The 18616-nt window shown below is 41.0% G+C and carries 20 protein-coding genes; 2 read left to right on the plus strand and 18 right to left on the minus strand.

What is annotated here, in order from left to right; genetic code table 11:
• A partial coding sequence (locus ACWNM1_RS19140; RefSeq protein ID WP_449602235.1) for a winged helix-turn-helix transcriptional regulator occupies positions 1–307 on the plus strand: 307 nt, incomplete at its 5' end.
• Between the two features lie 91 nt (positions 308–398).
• Here the strand turns inward: ACWNM1_RS19140 and ACWNM1_RS19145 are convergent.
• The 18 genes from ACWNM1_RS19145 to ACWNM1_RS19230 all read right to left on the minus strand — a co-directional run bounded on the left by ACWNM1_RS19145 (position 399) and on the right by ACWNM1_RS19230 (position 17601).
• Positions 399–1283 carry an ABC transporter permease subunit gene (locus ACWNM1_RS19145; RefSeq protein ID WP_076298894.1) on the minus strand — a complete coding sequence of 295 codons (885 nt, stop codon included), beginning with the start codon at positions 1281–1283 and terminating at the stop codon, positions 399–401.
• On the minus strand, positions 1280–2242 hold the full coding sequence (locus tag ACWNM1_RS19150) for an ABC transporter ATP-binding protein (protein ID WP_449602236.1): 963 nt from the start codon (positions 2240–2242) through the stop codon (positions 1280–1282). Before ACWNM1_RS19150 ends, ACWNM1_RS19145 begins: the two co-directional genes overlap by 4 nt.
• Positions 2239–3360, minus strand: coding sequence for a hypothetical protein (locus ACWNM1_RS19155; protein WP_449602237.1), 1122 nt, complete (start codon positions 3358–3360; stop codon positions 2239–2241). The genes ACWNM1_RS19150 and ACWNM1_RS19155 overlap by 4 nt, the downstream gene beginning before the upstream one ends.
• Before the next feature lie 53 nt (positions 3361–3413).
• Positions 3414–3932, minus strand: a complete 519-nt coding sequence (locus ACWNM1_RS19160; RefSeq protein WP_449602238.1) for a sigma-70 family RNA polymerase sigma factor — start codon at positions 3930–3932, stop codon at positions 3414–3416.
• A 173-nt stretch (positions 3933–4105) separates the two neighbouring features.
• Positions 4106–4423 (minus strand): hypothetical protein, encoded by a 318-nt coding sequence (locus ACWNM1_RS19165; RefSeq protein WP_449602239.1) that lies wholly within the window; start codon positions 4421–4423, stop codon positions 4106–4108.
• Positions 4424–4570: 147 nt separating this feature from the next.
• A complete protein-coding gene (gene nagE, locus ACWNM1_RS19170) occupies positions 4571–6025 on the minus strand; it encodes an N-acetylglucosamine-specific PTS transporter subunit IIBC (RefSeq protein ID WP_449602240.1) in 1455 nt (484 codons plus the stop codon).
• Positions 6026–6073: 48 nt separating this feature from the next.
• Entirely contained in the window at positions 6074–6580 is a 507-nt protein-coding gene (locus ACWNM1_RS19175) for a PTS sugar transporter subunit IIA (RefSeq protein WP_449602241.1), read from the minus strand.
• A gap of 22 nt (positions 6581–6602) precedes the next feature.
• On the minus strand, positions 6603–7469 hold the full coding sequence (locus ACWNM1_RS19180; RefSeq protein WP_449602242.1) for a PRD domain-containing protein: 867 nt from the start codon (positions 7467–7469) through the stop codon (positions 6603–6605).
• A gap of 219 nt (positions 7470–7688) precedes the next feature.
• The gene (locus ACWNM1_RS19185; protein ID WP_042187755.1) at positions 7689–8075 is read right to left on the minus strand and encodes a DivIVA domain-containing protein; all 387 of its coding nucleotides are present in this window, start codon (positions 8073–8075) and stop codon (positions 7689–7691) included.
• A gap of 93 nt (positions 8076–8168) precedes the next feature.
• On the minus strand, positions 8169–8528 hold the full coding sequence (locus tag ACWNM1_RS19190) for a helix-turn-helix transcriptional regulator (RefSeq protein WP_042187753.1): 360 nt from the start codon (positions 8526–8528) through the stop codon (positions 8169–8171).
• Positions 8529–8833: 305 nt separating this feature from the next.
• Positions 8834–9850 carry an extracellular solute-binding protein gene (locus ACWNM1_RS19195; protein WP_449602243.1) on the minus strand — a complete coding sequence of 339 codons (1017 nt, stop codon included), beginning with the start codon at positions 9848–9850 and terminating at the stop codon, positions 8834–8836.
• A 111-nt stretch (positions 9851–9961) separates the two neighbouring features.
• Entirely contained in the window at positions 9962–11044 is a 1083-nt protein-coding gene (locus ACWNM1_RS19200; protein WP_449602244.1) for an ABC transporter ATP-binding protein, read from the minus strand.
• Positions 11045–11067: 23 nt separating this feature from the next.
• Positions 11068–12723, minus strand: a complete 1656-nt coding sequence (locus tag ACWNM1_RS19205; RefSeq protein ID WP_449602245.1) for an ABC transporter permease — start codon at positions 12721–12723, stop codon at positions 11068–11070.
• A 91-nt stretch (positions 12724–12814) separates the two neighbouring features.
• Positions 12815–13852, minus strand: a complete 1038-nt coding sequence (locus ACWNM1_RS19210) for an ABC transporter substrate-binding protein (protein ID WP_449602246.1) — start codon at positions 13850–13852, stop codon at positions 12815–12817.
• Between the two features lie 22 nt (positions 13853–13874).
• Positions 13875–14663 (minus strand): DUF3919 family protein, encoded by a 789-nt coding sequence (locus ACWNM1_RS19215; protein ID WP_449602247.1) that lies wholly within the window; start codon positions 14661–14663, stop codon positions 13875–13877.
• A 70-nt stretch (positions 14664–14733) separates the two neighbouring features.
• On the minus strand, positions 14734–16140 hold the full coding sequence (locus ACWNM1_RS19220) for an ATP-binding protein (protein ID WP_449602248.1): 1407 nt from the start codon (positions 16138–16140) through the stop codon (positions 14734–14736).
• A gap of 3 nt (positions 16141–16143) precedes the next feature.
• Positions 16144–16809 carry a response regulator transcription factor gene (locus ACWNM1_RS19225; protein WP_449602249.1) on the minus strand — a complete coding sequence of 222 codons (666 nt, stop codon included), beginning with the start codon at positions 16807–16809 and terminating at the stop codon, positions 16144–16146.
• Between the two features lie 216 nt (positions 16810–17025).
• Positions 17026–17601, minus strand: coding sequence for a GNAT family N-acetyltransferase (locus ACWNM1_RS19230; protein WP_449602250.1), 576 nt, complete (start codon positions 17599–17601; stop codon positions 17026–17028).
• A gap of 121 nt (positions 17602–17722) precedes the next feature.
• Here ACWNM1_RS19230 and ACWNM1_RS19235 point away from each other — a divergent pair, with 121 nt between their 5' ends.
• Positions 17723–18613, plus strand: a complete 891-nt coding sequence (locus tag ACWNM1_RS19235) for a GNAT family N-acetyltransferase (RefSeq protein WP_449602251.1) — start codon at positions 17723–17725, stop codon at positions 18611–18613.
• Positions 18614–18616 lie beyond the last annotated feature (3 nt).

The following is an 18616-nucleotide window of genomic DNA, read 5'->3' on the forward strand; positions in this document are numbered from 1 at the left end:
TCCTCGCTTTGAAAAAGCGGTAGACTTGCTAAGTAAACGTTGGGTCGCGCTGATCGTTTTTGTGCTCATGTCAGGTCCACGTCGTTTTGGCGAAATAGAAAGCTGTCTGTCCAATCTAAGTGGTAAAGTGTTATCTGACCGATTAAAAGAAATGGAAATCGAAGGAATTATTGAGCGGACCGTATATCCAGAAATGCCAGTACGCATTGAGTACTCCCTTACTCCAAAAGGAACCGCGTTGGCTCCTATACTCGGTGAAATTGGAAATTGGTCTACGGACTGGATTGAGCTTGGTGTTACAAATTAATCCGACTTATACTAACTTGAAGAGCCCTTTTTGTTCCGTAAATCCGGCAACAAAAAGGGCATTTTAAGTTCTTCGATATATTGTTAAACTGCTATAGATCTTTCCGTTGAAAACGATACAAGCCGATTAAGAACGCGATTAGTGTATAGAAGATCGCATAGACGATAAATGTATTAGATGGGACTGAGGTGAAGTTATCTAACCCAAATAGACTATTGGAAGCGTTAAACATCCCGTTCATTTCGTTAATGCTAAACAGTTCAGCAGTCATTCTGCGCTGTAACCCATCTACAGGCATAAGTAAGGACATTATACCCGTCATATTATTTAGGGTGCTAAGTGCTTCGGGCTTAGATAATAAAGAACTACTTACCTTATCAATCATTCCTCCTAGCCATCCTGCTCCGTAAAGCATCGTCATAAAGACTCCATTCCCAAGGGCTGAGAAGAATCCTGAACCCAGCATAGAAACAGTTATTAGCAACGGTACGATGGAAGAAAAGAGCAAAAATGATTTGAATAACGCTAATCCATCTCTTGGAATTGCGGTATGGGCTTGCGTAATTAGCAATATAGAAACAAATAAAATAAGTGCATAACCTATTCCTAGTGTTACATAACCAAGCCAGCGACCTGCGTACCATTTCCAGCGTGGAATGGGTCTTGGAAGCAAGGCTTGCATCACTCCCTGCTCTGCCTCACCTGAAATGGCGGAAAACGAACTAAAAATAGCTAAAAAAGCAATTACAAATGCTCCGAAGAAAAATCCAAACGATAAAATAAATAAACCATTTGTAAAACGAATAAGGAGTTCTTCTCCGCTAGGAAAACTCGATCCGTGAGACATAGAACTTTGCCCGATCGTACCCGCAATAAACCAAAACCCAATAAGAAAGACCACGGTCATAATTAATGTCAGTACCATTACTCTTTTGCGCATCAGTTCTTTCCAGGTCATACCCATAATAATTCTCATTCGTGTTCACCTCTGTGGCTTAGTCCTGATACAGCATTCATAAACCACTCTTCTAGACGTTCTTGCTGATGTGAAACTTCATATAAGGTCATCCCTTGTTCTACAATTAGTGTATTCAACCACCCCACCTGCTCTTCACTTTCCAGCTCTGCTTCCAACCAAACCGTACTACTGTCTATGGATTCTTCGGTATGGGAAGACACCCGGATCTTCAAGCCTGTCTGATCTTTTAGCCACGACAATAAAATAGGTGCAAAGCCGCCTACTTTAAATCGCCAGCTCATACGCTTGTTTAACACCTCGGACACTTTACCATGCCGGAGAATAACTCCGTTATTAAGTAGCGCCATTCGGTCGCAAAGTACTTCAACATCCTCTAACAGATGAGAGTTTAGAAATATCGTAACCCCTTTTTCTTTTAGATTCTGTAATATACGCCGGACTTCCTGACGTCCGATTGGATCTAGTGCCGATGAGGGCTCATCCAAAAAAACGATAGCCGGATCATTAACAAGTGCACAAGCTAAACCCAGTCTTTGCTGCATTCCCTTAGAGTAATGCTTCACGCGGTCACGTCCACGCTTACCAATTCCAACCTCATCAAGAAGTTGTGGAATTCTCTTATCTGCTACAGACCGCTGCATTCCGCATAGTCTTGCATGCAGCCTCACAACCTCCTCACCCGTTAGCCATTCCTGATAACGATACAATTCGGGTAAATAACCGATTAGTGATTTAGCTTCTAGCGAACCAATCTTATGCCCGAACAGAGTTCCACTGCCACTTGATGGATGAATAAGACCTACAAGCATTTTTACAAAGGTGCTTTTACCTGCACCGTTAGGGCCGAGGAAGCCAAAGGCTTCCCCTTTCCCTACAGTAATACTTACATTTCGACAACCGCGTCCGTTATCATATTCTTTAGTTAGGGACTTGGCTTCAATTGCTGCAGTACTCATGATTCAATCAGCTCCTGAACCTTGGTCATAAGCTTCTCTTTACTCGAATAGAGCTCACCGGACAAATTGAATAGCTGTCCATCCTGAATCCATGTAGCTTGATATACAGGACCGCGGCTGTATTCATAATTGTCAACTATAACTAAAGTGTCACCCACAGTTATTTGCTCCGTATTTTCACCAGCGATTAACGGCATTGGGATTTCTCCGGATAAGACCCTGCTTTGCATTAAGCTAGTCTTCAAGTAATCTGGGAGCAGTGGGAAATTCATTACAGCTTCCAAAGCCTCTTCCACCTTAATAGAAGGATCAACGTTAAGTACAGGCGCATTCATCTGCGACAGACTTGCCCAGTGCGTTTCGTCAGATGAGAGATTGTAATTCACAAATTCCGGGATATGAAGTGTAATTGGTTTACCGTCAATCGATTCGGGCAGCAGATGTTCTGCTCCAATTTTTTTCAGGGCTTTGTTCACTTCGTCCACTTTCAGATTAAGCGTGATATCTTGTGAAGCACCCACCGTAACTGAATTATGCCCTTCCACTAAAGCAGCGGTTTTCGCTGGATAGCCTAGGGTAGCCTTCAGTTGATCCGCAGGCAACTCACCAATGTAAGCCCCGCTAGCGTTTGTAAACTCACCGAATTGATTAATTGATCGATTAAGTTCACCGTCTTCAGCCACCTGTGTGAAAATATTACGCAGATCACTTTCATGAACAACCGTAACCTGCTCCATCCGGAACTGATTCAGAATGGATGCCATTGCTGTGTTTCCTATTGGGGTCGCGAGTATGACTGCAAAAACAGCTACACTTGCAGCTACAACTCCTAGTTTCCGACGACGGTTCATACGCAGTCGACGCGGACGTTGTACTTTCTTATCATGGGTAGTTACAAGTATGTCCTGTACTAACGTGGGAGTTGACTCTGATTCAAGGTTCTCTAGATTTTCTGGCTGACTTAAGTTAACAGAATCCTCAGTTTGGGCTTCCGTATTTTGACTCCATTTTGCCCATTGAGGATTATAAGGCTCATTCTCTAACTTAGTCTGCAGCTTGACCCAGGCTTCGTCTGTACTTTGCTTATCTTTATCTTGCTTTCCTGAATAGTTATTCATTATTGTACCTCCTGATTTTAAAGATTACTTCGTAACTTCTCCTTGAAAGAAGTCTACTTCGTCTGGGGTATCGCCTTCGTTGCATTTTGTCTTAGTTTTTCTGTCGCTCGGTGAAGCAGGGTCCCTACTACTGGAGGCCTTACTCCAAGCTCTCCCGCGATTTCCACATAACTGTACCCCGAGTAGCGAAGAAGAAGCGCTTGTCTGTCTCTTTCAGGCAATTCATTCAGCCAGATGTGTACATCTTCCTGATCTAGCTTACTAATTATGACTTCTTCACCTGAAGGGGGAGTTTCACTAGCATCATAAAGCTGCTCTTGTTTATTCTGCAGTCGCCGTTCCCTTGCTTTTTTGTCCAAATAATCATATCCAATACGAGTAAGGACTCTATGAAGCCAGGCACCCAGCGCTGCTGGATCATCTGGTGGATTACGGTACAATCTCAGAAAAACTTCTTGAGCTAAATCATCAGCCGCCGATTCATCACGTACCAAAGCGGCAAGCTTACGGCGGACAACAGGGTAATGTTCATAAAATATTGTTTTAAAAACTTCAGATTCCGGAATTTCCATCGTGTAAATCCTCCTTATCAGCTGCAGCTATAAGTAAGACGACTGTCAGTACATTTTTGTATCAGAATTCTTCATAATTATCATAACCCAATATAAAACATACAAAAAGACAGCCCCTAATTAATAAGGTAACTGTCTTCATTATTGGTCTTACCTATCTGTTTTGATTCCAATTATCGAATTCGAATATATCGGTTAAGAATCTTCTTGGACAAAATACTCCGCTCCAACTTAAGCTCCAGCAGTTGTTTTTTCCAATGTAACACTTCATCTGATTCTTCATTTTCACGTAACTTCTCAAACAATTTCATGATTAAGATGTTAATGGAATCAAAACGTGACCATAATTCTATCACACTTTCTTCTTGAACCTTAGGTTCTTCCGATACTGTGTTAAGATTCTTTAAGCTCTCTATGATGTCAGCCTGCCACTGTCCATCGTTAATTGCTTTGGCATAATTTAAAAGGTCCAGATAATCGTCGACTGACATATGTACCGACTCCTTTGTATAGTTATACCAAGTATTATACTAGGCATTGTGTATATTGCAACACTTTATACCTGTAAGTATACAAAAAAAACAAGGGCTAGTATGCGGACTAGCCCTTGCTAATAAATTTAAACGGAGAACGTTAAGTTAAAGCAACTTCTCGATTTCCTCTTTGTATTGCTCCGATTTCGGACCAAATACGATTTGTACAGCACCTTGACCAAGTCTCATCACACCGGAAGCGCCGAGTTGTTTCAGTGCGGAATCTTTAACGGCTTTCTCGTCTTTAACGATCAGACGAAGGCGTGTAATACAAGCATCGATATTCTCGATGTTTGAAGGTCCTCCGATGTGCTCAAGAATTTGAGCTGCCTTGGAAGAAGCAGCTGAACCTGTTGCGTTACCTCCAGTTGTTGCTACAAGCGCATCATCATCATCTTCACGACCTGGGGTCTTAAGCTTGAACTTCGTGATGATAAAACGGAACAACACGTAGTACAGAACGAAGAAAGCAAGACCTACAGGGATAAGAACCCATGCATTGGTGGAAAGTTTCATATTCACTAGGTAATCGATCAAACCTGCAGAGAATCCGAAACCAAGCTTGACATCTAGAATGTACATTAACGCCATAGAGAAACCTGTTAACAATGCATGCACCAAGTACAGTAATGGTGCCAAGAACATAAAGGAGAACTCCAGTGGTTCGGTGATCCCTGTCAAGAAAGAAGCGATAGCGGAACCGATGAAGATGGAAGCAACCATCTTACGTTTTTCGGGTTTAGCTGTATGAATAAATGCAAGTGCTGCACCTGGAAGCGCAAACATCATGATTGGGAAGAAACCAGTCATAAACATCCCAGCAGTTTTGTCTCCTGCGAAGAAGCGATACAAGTCACCGTGTACCAACTCACCAGCTGCATTCGTAAAGTCACCAATTTGGAACCAAGCAATCGTATTAAGTACGTGGTGAAGACCAATCGGAATCAATAAGCGGTTAGCTGTACCGAAGATGAATGCTCCAACTGCACCCAGGGATACAACCCAGTTTCCGAAATCACTAATTACATCTTGTATTGGGCTCCAGATCATACCAATTAATACGGCAAGGACCATTGTGGATGCTGCTGTAATGATTGGAACAAACCGTTTACCTGCAAAGAACCCAAGCCAATCTGGCATCTTGATATTGTGATATCTCTTATATAGGAATGCTGCCCATGCTCCGGCAAATATACCTCCAAGCACACCCATGTTCAACACTACATCATCATTGATGAAGGAGAACTGAAGGGGTACGACAGCCAGAATCTTAGTCAGTACCATATATGCAATTACTGCTGACAAGGCTGCTACAGCATCCTTAGCAAAACCAATCGCGACCCCGACCGCAAAGATCAAAGCAAGATTTCCGAAGATAGCATTTGCACCGGCGTTTAGGAATGGAGCAAAATATTGATTAAGGAATCCCCCTACTGTAGCTCCTAGATGCAAATCTTTTTCATAGTTAAGCAAACCAAATCCTTGAAGAATAGCTGCCGCTGGCATAGTAGCAACTGGAAGCATAAGCGACTTACCTAATTTTTGTAGAAAAGCCAACATAACAATATCATCCTTTCGATTCAATAGTAGTAATGCTCTATCAGCCTATTACTTTGAAGCCACTGTTAGAATCAGATCCTGTCCTGCTGTAACCTGACCATAATGTCCGTTCACTTGAGGTGGTGTTTCCTCCGTACTAGTCACGATTACAGGTGAAATTGTGTCACAGCCTGCTGCGCGAATAACATCCAGATCAAATTCGATTAAGGTTTGACCTGCCTTCACTTGATCTCCAGAGGCAATATGACTGACAAACCCGTTACCCTTAAGACTGACAGTATCGATTCCGATATGTAACAGCAATTGCACACCGGAGGAATGTTCCAGAATAACTGCATGACTCGATTTCACGATATGAGCAACCGTGCCATCAAAAGGAGCTTTTAGGATCCCCTCGGAAGGTCTAATTGCAACTCCGCTACCCATATGACCACCAGCAAAGGTTTCATCCGGAACCTCTGTTAATGAAACTGCCTCTCCGCTGATTGGTGCCATGATTTCGATTGTATGTCCAGTAGGTTTCTCTTCTTTTTTTGATTTCCATTTGGAAAACATATGCTCCACTCCTCTAAAGATGTTAGTTTTGTTTAACTAAAGTCTGAAATAACCGGTGTAAGTGCATCGCCAGGAAACACAGCTCTTCTTCCGGGATATCTACACCAAGAGATTTTTGCATCACTTTACCGAGCTTTTGAGATAACTTGTATTCCTCTTTGTATTCCTTCTTAATATGTTTCACAAAAGGATTATCTATTAGTGATCCCTTCAAAATACGTTCCAGAGAAAACCGCAAATGGATCATTAATCGAATATGATTCATACTGCCATGCTCAAAAGTTATATTTCGTTCTTGCTGTATCATGTCCAAAAGTTCACTTACAATATTAGATGCTTTTACTAACTGACCCACCGATACATTGTTAACTGCGGAGTACACATGATAAGTTAGAAATCCAACCTCGTCTTCGGGAATTTGCACTTGAAATTCAGCATTAATCTTCTCTGATGCCTTGTAAGCGATATCAAATTCCTTCGGAAAAGACATCTTAGTTTCTTGTAAAAAAGGATTAATAATATCCATCCCGTTGCGCAGACGGTAAATGGTGAACTGAATGTGGCTCGGGAGTGCCAAATAAATCTTGTCGTTTAATTTGTCAGGAAATTGACTTTGGATATCAGCAATTATTTCATCAGTTATTCTCATCACTTTGGGATCTATGTCTTCCAGCAATATTTGATACTGACTCCAGGATTCGCGGTCTTCTAGACGAAACAATTTCTCAATACGAGGATCGTTTCCATCAATCACACCTGAACCTTTCACAGCAAAACCAATGCCTTTACCGATGATGACATATTCCTTGCCGTTCTTGCTTCCCTGAACCATTACAACGTTGTTCCCAATCACACGCTGTACTTGAAATTGCTCGATCTCCCGCGACAAGCTCATCACTCCTTTCCCATATTATCGTCAATTAGGAACAAAAAAAGCCAAGAAATGTCTCATCGAGATGAAGACAATCCTTGGCTCATGCCCTTAACGGTAACACGCCACTAAAATATAAATGATCATTTATAAACATATCATAAATCATGAACTGTAACTCGTCAATGGTAAATTTATAAATGTCAAGCGCAGCTCCTGAACTCAAAAATTCACGAGTTATAAATAGCTTTCAATTTGGGGAAGCTTTTCTTTAAGCTGACGGACATTGGTCTCCAGTTTTAGAATGACCTCTTCTAATTCCTTAGGGTCGATGCCTCGAAGTACAGGAACCTGAATTACCTCAGTGGCTTTGGTTTCTGATTTTAATTCTCGCATCTCCAGCTGCTGTTCTTGCCATTTATCCATCAGATCAGCAATTGTCGCATAGAAACGCTCGTAATCCTTGATTACGCTATCTAAAAATGTATCCACTTCCTCCGCATCGTAACCACGAAGCTTCATACTGAATTCTTTTTCATGTATGGTTAGAGCATCTAAAGTGATGCCAAGTTGGCTGAAGAGCTTGCGTTGCTTGTCCAACCGACGTTTCATATGTTCATCCATCATTTGTTACCTCCAAGTATATACTGCAATTATCCGGCAGTAACCATTATAACAGGGTGAGCGCATCCTGAAAATATAACTAAAGTTCCAGTTCTAGAAGTTATCCGCAACCGCTTTGTTCAAAATACCTAAGCAGCGGTCAAGATCCGTCTTCACCTGCTTCTTATATAGCTTTGCTTTCTCTTCTCCATCAGTTGTGAAATGGTATAAGACGATTTCTTGAAAATCCACCTTCGGGTCATTTCCTTTTAGCTGTTTAGTACGATATAAAATCCCTTGCTGTACCAGCTCATGTAAGGCGCGATAGATTTCGCTCTGTGGGGGGGAATATCCATGTGCCTTGAAATCTCTACGTAAATCCTCAAGCATTTGGTATCCATACCCGCGATGTTGTTCCACCATCGTTATAAGATACACCTTGATAAAAGCCCGTTGAGCAATCATAAACGCCATATAAACCCTCCTCATGTTGTATTCTTGTTGGTTAATCTTACCTTCTATAACTCTAGTATAAGCACTATTTTCCAACTTTCACAACCTGAAATTTGGTAGGGGTTCACTTTTTCTAATAGGAATAGAAATTTAATAGGGATAAATGATGATTCTCTATAAGAGTTGCTAGATAGAGTTGCATCTTAAGGTTTTCTATTGTGAATTTTTCATATGATGAAAGTTGGTTTTATTGAGTAATAATAACGGCCATTGAGAACTTAACTATAAAGTTCTCGATGACCGTTGAATAATGAGTGAACAATACCTTAGCGTTTATTGGCCTCGTGCCATTTAGCGAGTAATTTCTCTCGGTTCGCAGCAGCGATATCGAATCGATACGTCATCATTAATTTTTCCAGCTTAACAGAAGACAATAGCGGATGAATCTTAATATTCGGCATCACAGGTAAGGAAAATGCGGAATTCATATAATCAGTTTGAGCATCTGTTGACAGTACAAAATCCACCAGCTGCTTAGCAGCCGTCACGTTGTTCCCACCTTTCAAGATCGACACTGCACCTATCTCCCATCCAGCTTGTGGAGGAATAGAAGATTGTATAGCATATCCCGAATTCTTAAATCGAAGCTGGTCGCCCATAAAGCTGATTACAGCAGCAACTTCACCTACTGCAAGCCGCTGCGCAGAACTAATTCCTGAGAATGTAGTTGATGAACTCTGCTTCTTAAGAGCACTCACCAATGCTAGAGCTTGCTCCTCCCCACGTTCTTGTGCAAGTGAGGCTAGCAATGTGTATCCTGTACCTGAGGTTTCTGGGTCCGGAATTTCAATTTTCCCCTTGAGCTCTGGACGTAATAAGTCTTCGTAGCGTTCCGGAAGAGGTAAAGATACAAGCTGAGGATCTTGATTCCAGACCTGCTCATTAACACCAATAGCCAATGCTCCCATGTATATACCTGTCCAATAGCCCATTTTATCTTTATAAATGTCGGGGATCTCATCAGCTACATGCGATGAATAGCGAATTAATTTCCCTTTGCTCTTAAGCTGCTCATGAAGATCAGCAGGCCCACCGAGAACAACATCAATGCCAGTCTTATTGATCGACATCAAATGGTAGCTTGCCTCACCGCCAGACATGCGAATAAGCTCATAAGACTGTCCCGTCTTCTTCTTATATTTCTCCAACAGAATACGCGCTTCATCCTCTTGAAAAATTACATATACTTTGAGAGGCTGATTACTTTTCTGTCCAGGATATAAATATATTAGAAGAAGTATTATTACCGCAACCAATGACATGATAATTACCTTTGTTCTCAATTTAGAACGTCTCCTCCCGCTAAACTAGCCTATAGCCGCCGTTCTATTTAAAATAAGATACGCCAAAAAAGGAAAACGACTGTTTTCCTTTTTTGGAACATCTACTTCAGTTTACGACCTACCCTTTTTAATAATATGAATTTTGTCTATTGCCGCACTCATCCGAACTTGACCATCGAAAGTCTTTTGACCAATATCATATGCATCGACAATCCATTCTTTACCCCATTGATCTGCAAGGAAATATCTTTCCTTTTCTCCTAGAAACATCGAGGATTGAACTACTCCCATGATGTTAAATCCACTAATGTCCGGATGATTTAGTCGCAGTGATTCGGGGCGAACACTCAGAAGAACTTCCTCACCCTCTGTCAGCTTCTCATCTGTAGTAATAGTAACGTTATCCCCTCCAAAACCGTAGCTGACTGTTGCCGTACCCTCTTTACTTTGCACGACTACTGCCTCAATAAAATTGGTAGTACCAATAAAATCAGCTACATATTGTGTACGAGGTTTATAGTATATTTCATGCGGCGTACCATACTGATCAATAGCTCCTTTATTAAAAACCACGATCTGATCTGACATCGACAAAGCTTCCAATTGATCATGTGTAACATAAATTACGGTTAGACCAAGTTCCTGTTGAATCGTCCGCAGTTCAACGCGTACCTCTTCACGTAATTTAGCATCTAGATTACTTAGGGGCTCATCCAGCAGAATAATCGGCGAATTCATCACTAAGGCACGAGCCATAGCCACACGTTGCTGTTGTCCACCAGACATTTCATGGGGATATCGCTCTTCAAGTCCGGATAATTTGACTTGGGCCATAACAGCCATAACACGCTCTTGTACCTCTGCTTCAGGTCTTTTCTTAATATCTAGTCCATAAGCAATATTATCAAATACCGTCATATGCGGGAATAAGGCATATTCCTGGAACACCATTGGAGTGCCCCTTTTATATGGCGGTAGTTCATTAACCAATTTCCCGTCAATCCACACCTCACCATCATCGATGGTATAGAAACCTGCGATGGAACGTAATAAAGTCGTCTTCCCACAACCACTCGGACCAAGGAAGGTGATGAACTTCCCCCGTTCAATTTTTAAGTTAATATTTTTCAAGACATGGTTATTACCGAACACTTTATTCACATTTTTCAAATCTAGTAGTATGTTGGATTCCATCGTGCCCGCTCCCTTCAAAATCATTAGAAATCAAATATTTTCACTTTGGAATGGAAGATCAACTTGATCACTCCCAGTGTACCAAGCGTTGCACCCATCAAGCCCACTGCCACAGCGGCAGCCCAATAATAGGTTCCTGTTTCGGCATAGTTAAAGATCGATACTGCTGCAACAACCCATTTAGGGGTAATTAGGAAGATTATCGTGCTCAAGGTATTCATATTTTTCATAAACGCATAGACAAAGTTCGCTACGACGGTTTTTTGCAACATTGGAAATACAATCGTTGTTAGCGTCTTACGGCTACTCGCACCCAGATTGGTGGCTGCTTCTTCGATCGATTTATCCACTTGTTTAAAAGACGCAGTCAAGCCGCGATAGCCTACAGGCATCTGTTTAAGTAACATCGCAATGACTATCAATGCTGCAGATCCCTGCAAAACAATCGGACCTTTACTAAACGCAACAATCAGTGCAAGACCAACGAATGTTCCTGGAAGCGCAATTGGAAGAACCGCGCTGAAATCTAGTAATTTTTTACCTGGAAAAGGTTTGCGGACTACTATATAGGCGAGCACTAATGCAAGAGCCACCGCCAGTAACGCACTAATTAGCGATAACACTAAGCTGTTCAAAACGGCTGGACTGGATGAACTAAAGACAACTTTCATTATATGATCCAGTGTGAACGTATTATCTCGACCAAAGTTTTTCGTAAAGGCGAAAAGAATGGTGATCGCAAACATCGAAATAATGAACAATGAGATTAAACTGTTAAAAGAGAAAAGTAATGCATCGGTCCTCTTAGATGTAGTGATCCGTTTCAAGCCAGATACCGGCTTACCAGTTATCGTTGAGTAGGAGCCTTTAGATAGAATCTTATTCTGAACCCAGAATACAATCAGTGCAGGAATTACTAGGATAATCCCCATTACCGAAGCTAATCCTGCCTCGTTATTAATGATTTCTCCGTAGATCTCAACAGCTAAAAGTGAATAGTTACCACCAATCAGCTTTGGATTCCCGAAGTCAGCGAAGCAGTTAATTGCCACCAACAAGAATGCGTTAATGACACCTGGAAGTGCAAGTTTCAGCGTAATCGTCCTGAATAATTTAAACCCTCTAGCTCCAAGATTCTGTGCTGCTATCTCCAGATTCGGTGATATAGCGCGGAGCACACCCGTTATAGTCATGTAGGCAAGTGGAAAATAGGATATCGTCTGAACAATCCACAGCCCTGGTAATCCATACAAATCAAGCTCAAAATTAAAGTTGGTATTTAACCATTGTGAGATCATTCCCCCACGTCCAAAAAGCAATAGGAATGCTAAACCACTCATAACCGAAGGAGCTAATAATGGAATAAAGGCTATAAATCGAAAGAACTTCTTTCCTCTGATGTTACTGTAGTGAATCGCATACGCGTATATAAAGCCAAACACTGTTGCTGTAAAAGCGGATAATGATGAGCTAACTACCGTATTTAATAGAGCTTTTCCATAACGGGCTTTACTAAAAAACGTTGCCCAATTATCAAATCCAGATGTAAACACAACGACTACTAGCGGATAAATAACAAATAGAATGAGAAATGCAAAGCTAGTCAGTACAAGTACAAGTGACGATGGATCTTTAAAGAGCCTGTTGATCGACTCCCCAATGCCTTTTTTTTCTTTCATAGGGGGCGACTCCCACCTTTCTGCCATCCAATTTGAGGGGCATTACAGTCACCATATATGGTGCAGCCATGCAATACCCCTACTGGCTCTTTTATTTCAAATCTTTTAATGCATTTTGCAACTCTTTACGCTGCGATGCTGCTTTTAACAAATCATATGCCTCGTTGTATTTCGTTGTTTTAATATCAATGCCACCTTTAGGAATCGGTACTGATGCTTTAACAGATACTGCGTAGGCAGATTGCGTATACAACTCACCCGGTTCATTCGTAAGCATATAGTCCATAAGCTTCTTCGCAGCCTCTGTGTTAGGTCCGCCCTTAACAATGGATAAGGCTCCAACTTCATAACCTGCAGCTTCTGGTACAACACTAACAATTGGGTTGCCTTGGTATTTAATCTTCAACTGATCTCCAAGGAAGGTCACACCAATTGTATACTCTCCTTTCGCAGCTTTCTGAATGGGCTCAATACCAGACTTAGGTCTTTCCTTAAGGTTAGGCAGTAACTGTTTGATATAGTTCAACATCTCATCATCACCCCATACTTGAGCTAGAGAGGCTACTGCTGTATATGCTGTACCCGATGTTGCTGGATCGGACATACCGATTTCACCTTTGAATTTAGGATCGAGTAAATCCTTAAAAGATTCAGGGTATGGATCACTACCGTATTTTTCTTTCCACCGTTCTTCATTAATACCTATAGCGATTGGATTTAAATAAAACCCTGTCCAGAAGCCATCTTTGTCTTTCATATTGTCAGCGATGTCAGAAGCATTCGGAGAAGTATAAGCTTCCAATGAACCTGCCTCTTTCAGTACTTGGTGCGAATCCGCTGGCCCTCCCATCAGAAAGTCGGCTTGTGGATTCGACATTTCATTTTGTACACGGGATACCGCTTCTCCACTTGGCAATCGTAGGATGTCATAGTCAATTCCGGTTTCAGCTTTGAATTTATCCAGAATTTTACGAGCCTCTTCCTCTTGAAAAATGGAATATACGGTAATTTTCTTGATTTCTTTACCGCCAAATACCCCTGATTTATACATGAAGAACCCCGCTACCAACACAACTACTATGACTGACAATAAAATGACTGACTTACTGTTTTTTTTCTTTCTCGCCATAGACTAAACCATCCCTTCAAGATCAGTATGAGGCATTATTTAGTTTGAAATAGACTCTTTGATTAGTCTCATCCAGAAGGTCATAGACCACGAAGTAAGCGCCGTTATAGCGATCCACATGGATCCAGTGCTTTTTCACTCGATAATCATTCGTGAGCTGAATGACAAAGTGAGCATCGGGTGTACGTTGCAAGTCATCAAAATGGCTGAAATCGATAATACGCTCTGCTGCACGAATCTGCGATATCAACGCCTTCCTCTCAACCTGAGTGAGAGCTGTAAGTACTCCCTGCTGTAGTGTGAACACATCATTAATCTTGTTTTCCACAGCAGATCCAATACTCGACGTTGTTAACATCTTATCTATAAGTGTGCTTTGCAGCTTGCGGATAGTTGCACTTACATTAAGCGAATTAACTGACTCCGCACCGAAGTGAAACGCATTCGTTTCCACTTGAAAAGGAATATCTTCTTGATCCAGATAGGCCATCGTTCCCGTCAACAGCAATCTCGGAACCAACTGTTGTGGACGCTGCACTCCTGATGATAACAACCCAGAAAAAGTAGATCTCAATTTCAGTAATTCCTTCGGATCCTCAATGGATATCGTCCCTAAGCCTGGATACGTAATATCCACGCGCATCGGAACGCCTGCAATCCGGTCAAGCTGATCCTCCTGTCGAGGTACAACATGCACTTCATCAAGAGGTATTCGAAAAGTGTAAGCGCACATGCCGATTAGCAGACTGCCTATGATGACTTGTAACAAGATGAGGCGAAACCATGAAAGCCCTTTCTTATCCTCTGGCACTTACTTTAACCTCCTCATATATCAGAAAAATTTTAAATTTGTATCAGTTTTGTAACAGCGCTTACATTTGTTATGTTAAGGGGAATCTCAGCTGAATCTCTGTCCCCTTCTTCTCCAAGCTAGTAATGACGATACTCCCTCCTTGAAGTTCCATAAACTGTTTACATAGCGGTAATCCTAACCCATGTGATTCGTTTGAAATCATACGATCCTGTTTCTCTGCTGAAGGAAGAAATAATATACTTTGCAATTGTTGCGATATCCCTCTCCCGTTATCTATGATACGAACCAGCCCAAAGCCCTCATGCTCTGTTAACTCGATATAGAGATTTGTGCATTCGCTATGCTTGATGGCGTTATCAATCACGTTAAATAGAACTTGCTGAGTTCTCTTGGGATCTAAATTCACTTCACAAGATGAGATCTTTAGCGTGGTAACAATCGCGGATTTTTGAAGGGTCGGCTCTAAGATACGTAGACTATCCATAATGACAGCCCCTAAATCAGTACATTCCAGCTTGATACGCCAAGCCTCATCACCAATCAGGGAGGTCTGTAACAAATCCTCAACCATATTTAACAACCGAGTACTCTCTTTGCGAATATAGGTATTACACTCCTGTATATCATCCTTCTTATTCATTCTCTCCATTAAATCCGAAAACCCGATAATCGAAGTTAATGGTGTTTTTAATTCATGAGTTATGTTATCGTAGAAAGCTTTCTGCTTTCCCTGTTCATACTTTAACATTTTGATATGATGTTGCAGCGCATCCGACATATGATTGAAATCCTTGGCTAATTCTCCTACCTCATCCTGACTACTCGCCTGTATCTTTCTGCTAAAATCGCCAATGGATACAAGCTTAAGCGCCTGCTGCAAGGCATGTAGAGGCCTCACCAACAAAGATGAGAATGAATAGCTGACCATAAGCGAAAAAATTAAACATCCTACAGCTGCAGCGATGAACCATATGCGCATCTGGTTTAATGTCTGTAAATTCTCATGGAGGTCCATTAAATATCGAAATCCACCCACAATTTCACCCTCATACCAGAAGGGAACGGAGTAAATTAGATATTGTGTACCTTCACCTGCAGTTATGACCGTGGCAGCATTCCCGGTAAGCGCTTTCTGAATATCGTTACGTTTAAGTAAGTTTTCTTTATCACTGCTGTTCCCAACAATCGTCTCATCCAGTGCGAATAGTTGTACTTGAAAATTGCTGTTTGAGGCCAAATGCGACGCAATAAAGGGGGCGTACTTACCTGAAAATAATTGTTCTATATTAATTTTCTGATCACTGACAATCTTCAATGCCTCAATACGATGCAAGCCAAAATACTGACTTAACGTCTGGGTATCCCGTTTAATCATACTTTGGTTAAGCGTATAATTAACGATAAAAAACATCGCTGTGAGCAGCATAATAATCGTAACGGCATGCTGAATAAACATTTTATTTCGCAGCCCCATCTTCTATACCTCCAGCTTATAGCCTGTCCCATGTATAGTGGCGATCAGGTGCTCGTTGGGTTTCATTTTCTCCCGAAGACGGTTTACCACCATGTCCACGGATCTTGTATGCCCATAATAGTCATAACCCCAGACCTGATCAAGCAAGTCTTCGCGAGTAAAAACCTTCTTAGGATGAGCACATAAAAGCCACATGAAGTCAAACTCTTTACTAGTTGTCTTAAGCCATTGTTCTCCTATCTTGCAGGTACGTCCATTCTTATCAATTTCAATAGGTCCAATCTTGATCACTTCAGGAGGCGCTACCCTCTTCATTCGTCTCATAACTGCCTTAATACGTTCGATAAGTTCCCTTGTCTCAAAAGGTTTTGTTAGATAATCGTCTGCTCCCAATTGAAAGCCAAGGATTTTATCATTCATTTCATTCTTAGCGGTGAGCACGATTACCGGGACTGACTTATACTGTTGTTGAAGCATTTGAAGAAGCTCGAACCCGGAACGGTCAGGTAACATAAGATCTAACAGTATTAAATCGGCAGACCCTGTTCCAAGTTCATTCCACGCCTTAGTCACCGTTCCTACAGCTTTCGTCTGATACCCTTCCACCTCTAAGCTCAATTTTAGCAGCATTTGAATGCTGGGATCGTCTTCAATAATTAAAATATTCATATGCAGCCCTCTTTTCATTAGATGCTATTTTACACTGAACTTTCACATTTTTAGTTACCCTCTTATAATAGCGGATATCATTCAATACGAAAACGCTTTCCATTTATGTACAAATAGAAATACAAATCAAACAATGAAATAAAAAAACCCCCATTAAATGGGAGTGTTAAATTTGTACTATATTTACTATTTAATATGCCGAATCAGCGATTGCGCTCATAATTGTTCATCTCTGTTTTTCTCTATAAACTCATCCTTCGTCAATCCGAACAATATCAAATCATAATATCGTCCATTTGTGTAAATGACTTTCCGCCGCACGCCCTCTTGAACGCAGCCGACTTTCTTTAACATCGCTATAGAACCTTCATTGCCTTCAAGCGCACATTCATTGAATTTATTTAGTCGTCGCTCGAAAAAAGCATATCTTAAGAGGATGGATATAGCTCTCGTTCCATACCCTTTACCTCGATGATCTCTATCCACTTGCACGCCAATGCTGAACGTACCATTTTTCTCATCAATGCTATTCAGATTTACGCCTCCGACATTTTCACCATGTAAGTCTTCGATCGTAAACATTAGTCTATTCGATGAGAATTCAGCGTAAGTCTCCGCAAAATTTTTAGCTTCGGCAATGGTGGGTGGTAGTTCAACTGCACATTGTAAGAGTCGTCGTGCTGGGGTATCAAAACGATTCGTATAATAGCCTTCCCAATCCCCTTCTTGTATTGATCGTAATCTTATTTTCTCGTCTTTCCAGTAATAATTACTATAATCTATCTCTCTCATTTTCTAGCCTCCAAATCATTTCAGGATTGTTTTTTTATAATAAACATTACTTAAGAACGGTGTAGTAAGATATAACCATTAAACGTGACTATGAAAAACACTTTGGAAAAGAGGCCTACTTATGAGCAACTACCCATTGGTCAGTGATTATAAGCATATCGAAAAATATAAAGAAAGCTTTAATGCCTTAGCTAAATCGATCTTCGGGATTGATTTCTCGCCATGGTATGAACAAGGAGGCTGGAGTGACAAGTATATTTGTTATTCCTACATCGATAGGGACCATGTGATCGCAAATGCGTCCATAAACAAAATGACGATTCTTTTAAATCAAAAAGAGTATAACGCCATTCAAATTGGCACTGTAATGACACATCCTGATTATCGCATGCAAGGATTATCCAGGAAATTAATAGATCATATTATCGCGAAGTACGAACATGAATATGACTTCATCTACTTATTTGCAAACGATAGTGCTTTGGACTTTTATCCTAAATTCGGATTTGAGCGTATGCAAGAAAGCAGCTTTTCTATTAACACTTCTCATCTTAGAAATCAAACATCTAAAACCCACTCTGTTCGGCCCTTATCTATGAATAACTCCGTTGATTTCAGCATGATAAAAAAGTTCGCTGAAGAAAGAGTACCTGTGTCCTCTATACTCAGTGTTATAAACAATGAACATCAGCTGCTGTTTTATTTTATCCTTCCTTTCCATGATTCTTTTTACTATATTGAAGAAGCCGACGTCGTAGTGATCTTTAGACATGAGGAGCATCAGCTTCATATTTTCGATATTATTAGTACTACAAGTAAGGATATCAACGCGATATTGAATAGCATTATTTCTCCTGAAACTGAGGCTATACATTTTTATTTCACACCAGATTATGCCCTTGATCACATGGAGGCAGCATTAATTCACCAGAGTGAGGATACGTTATTTGTACGTCCACTTATAAAAGAACTACCTAAACAATTCATGTTTCCCATAACTTCACATGGCTAGATA

The sequence above is a fragment of the Paenibacillus sp. Marseille-Q9583 genome (assembly GCF_976954365.1).

Coding starts and splice junctions, on each gene's coding strand:
- ACWNM1_RS19145 (WP_076298894.1), bottom strand. CDS start 1,283: ATGAGAATTATTATGGGTATGACCTGGAAAGAACTGATGCGCAAAAGA.
- ACWNM1_RS19150 (WP_449602236.1), bottom strand. CDS start 2,242: ATGAGTACTGCAGCAATTGAAGCCAAGTCCCTAACTAAAGAATATGAT.
- ACWNM1_RS19155 (WP_449602237.1), bottom strand. CDS start 3,360: ATGAATAACTATTCAGGAAAGCAAGATAAAGATAAGCAAAGTACAGAC.
- ACWNM1_RS19160 (WP_449602238.1), bottom strand. CDS start 3,932: ATGGAAATTCCGGAATCTGAAGTTTTTAAAACAATATTTTATGAACAT.
- ACWNM1_RS19165 (WP_449602239.1), bottom strand. CDS start 4,423: ATGTCAGTCGACGATTATCTGGACCTTTTAAATTATGCCAAAGCAATT.
- nagE (WP_449602240.1), bottom strand. CDS start 6,025: ATGTTGGCTTTTCTACAAAAATTAGGTAAGTCGCTTATGCTTCCAGTT.
- ACWNM1_RS19175 (WP_449602241.1), bottom strand. CDS start 6,580: ATGTTTTCCAAATGGAAATCAAAAAAAGAAGAGAAACCTACTGGACAT.
- ACWNM1_RS19185 (WP_042187755.1), bottom strand. CDS start 8,075: ATGGATGAACATATGAAACGTCGGTTGGACAAGCAACGCAAGCTCTTC.
- ACWNM1_RS19190 (WP_042187753.1), bottom strand. CDS start 8,528: ATGGCGTTTATGATTGCTCAACGGGCTTTTATCAAGGTGTATCTTATA.
- ACWNM1_RS19200 (WP_449602244.1), bottom strand. CDS start 11,044: ATGGAATCCAACATACTACTAGATTTGAAAAATGTGAATAAAGTGTTC.
- ACWNM1_RS19205 (WP_449602245.1), bottom strand. CDS start 12,723: ATGAAAGAAAAAAAAGGCATTGGGGAGTCGATCAACAGGCTCTTTAAA.
- ACWNM1_RS19210 (WP_449602246.1), bottom strand. CDS start 13,852: ATGGCGAGAAAGAAAAAAAACAGTAAGTCAGTCATTTTATTGTCAGTC.
- ACWNM1_RS19220 (WP_449602248.1), bottom strand. CDS start 16,140: ATGGGGCTGCGAAATAAAATGTTTATTCAGCATGCCGTTACGATTATT.
- ACWNM1_RS19225 (WP_449602249.1), bottom strand. CDS start 16,809: ATGAATATTTTAATTATTGAAGACGATCCCAGCATTCAAATGCTGCTA.
- ACWNM1_RS19230 (WP_449602250.1), bottom strand. CDS start 17,601: ATGAGAGAGATAGATTATAGTAATTATTACTGGAAAGACGAGAAAATA.
- ACWNM1_RS19235 (WP_449602251.1), top strand. CDS start 17,723: ATGAGCAACTACCCATTGGTCAGTGATTATAAGCATATCGAAAAATAT.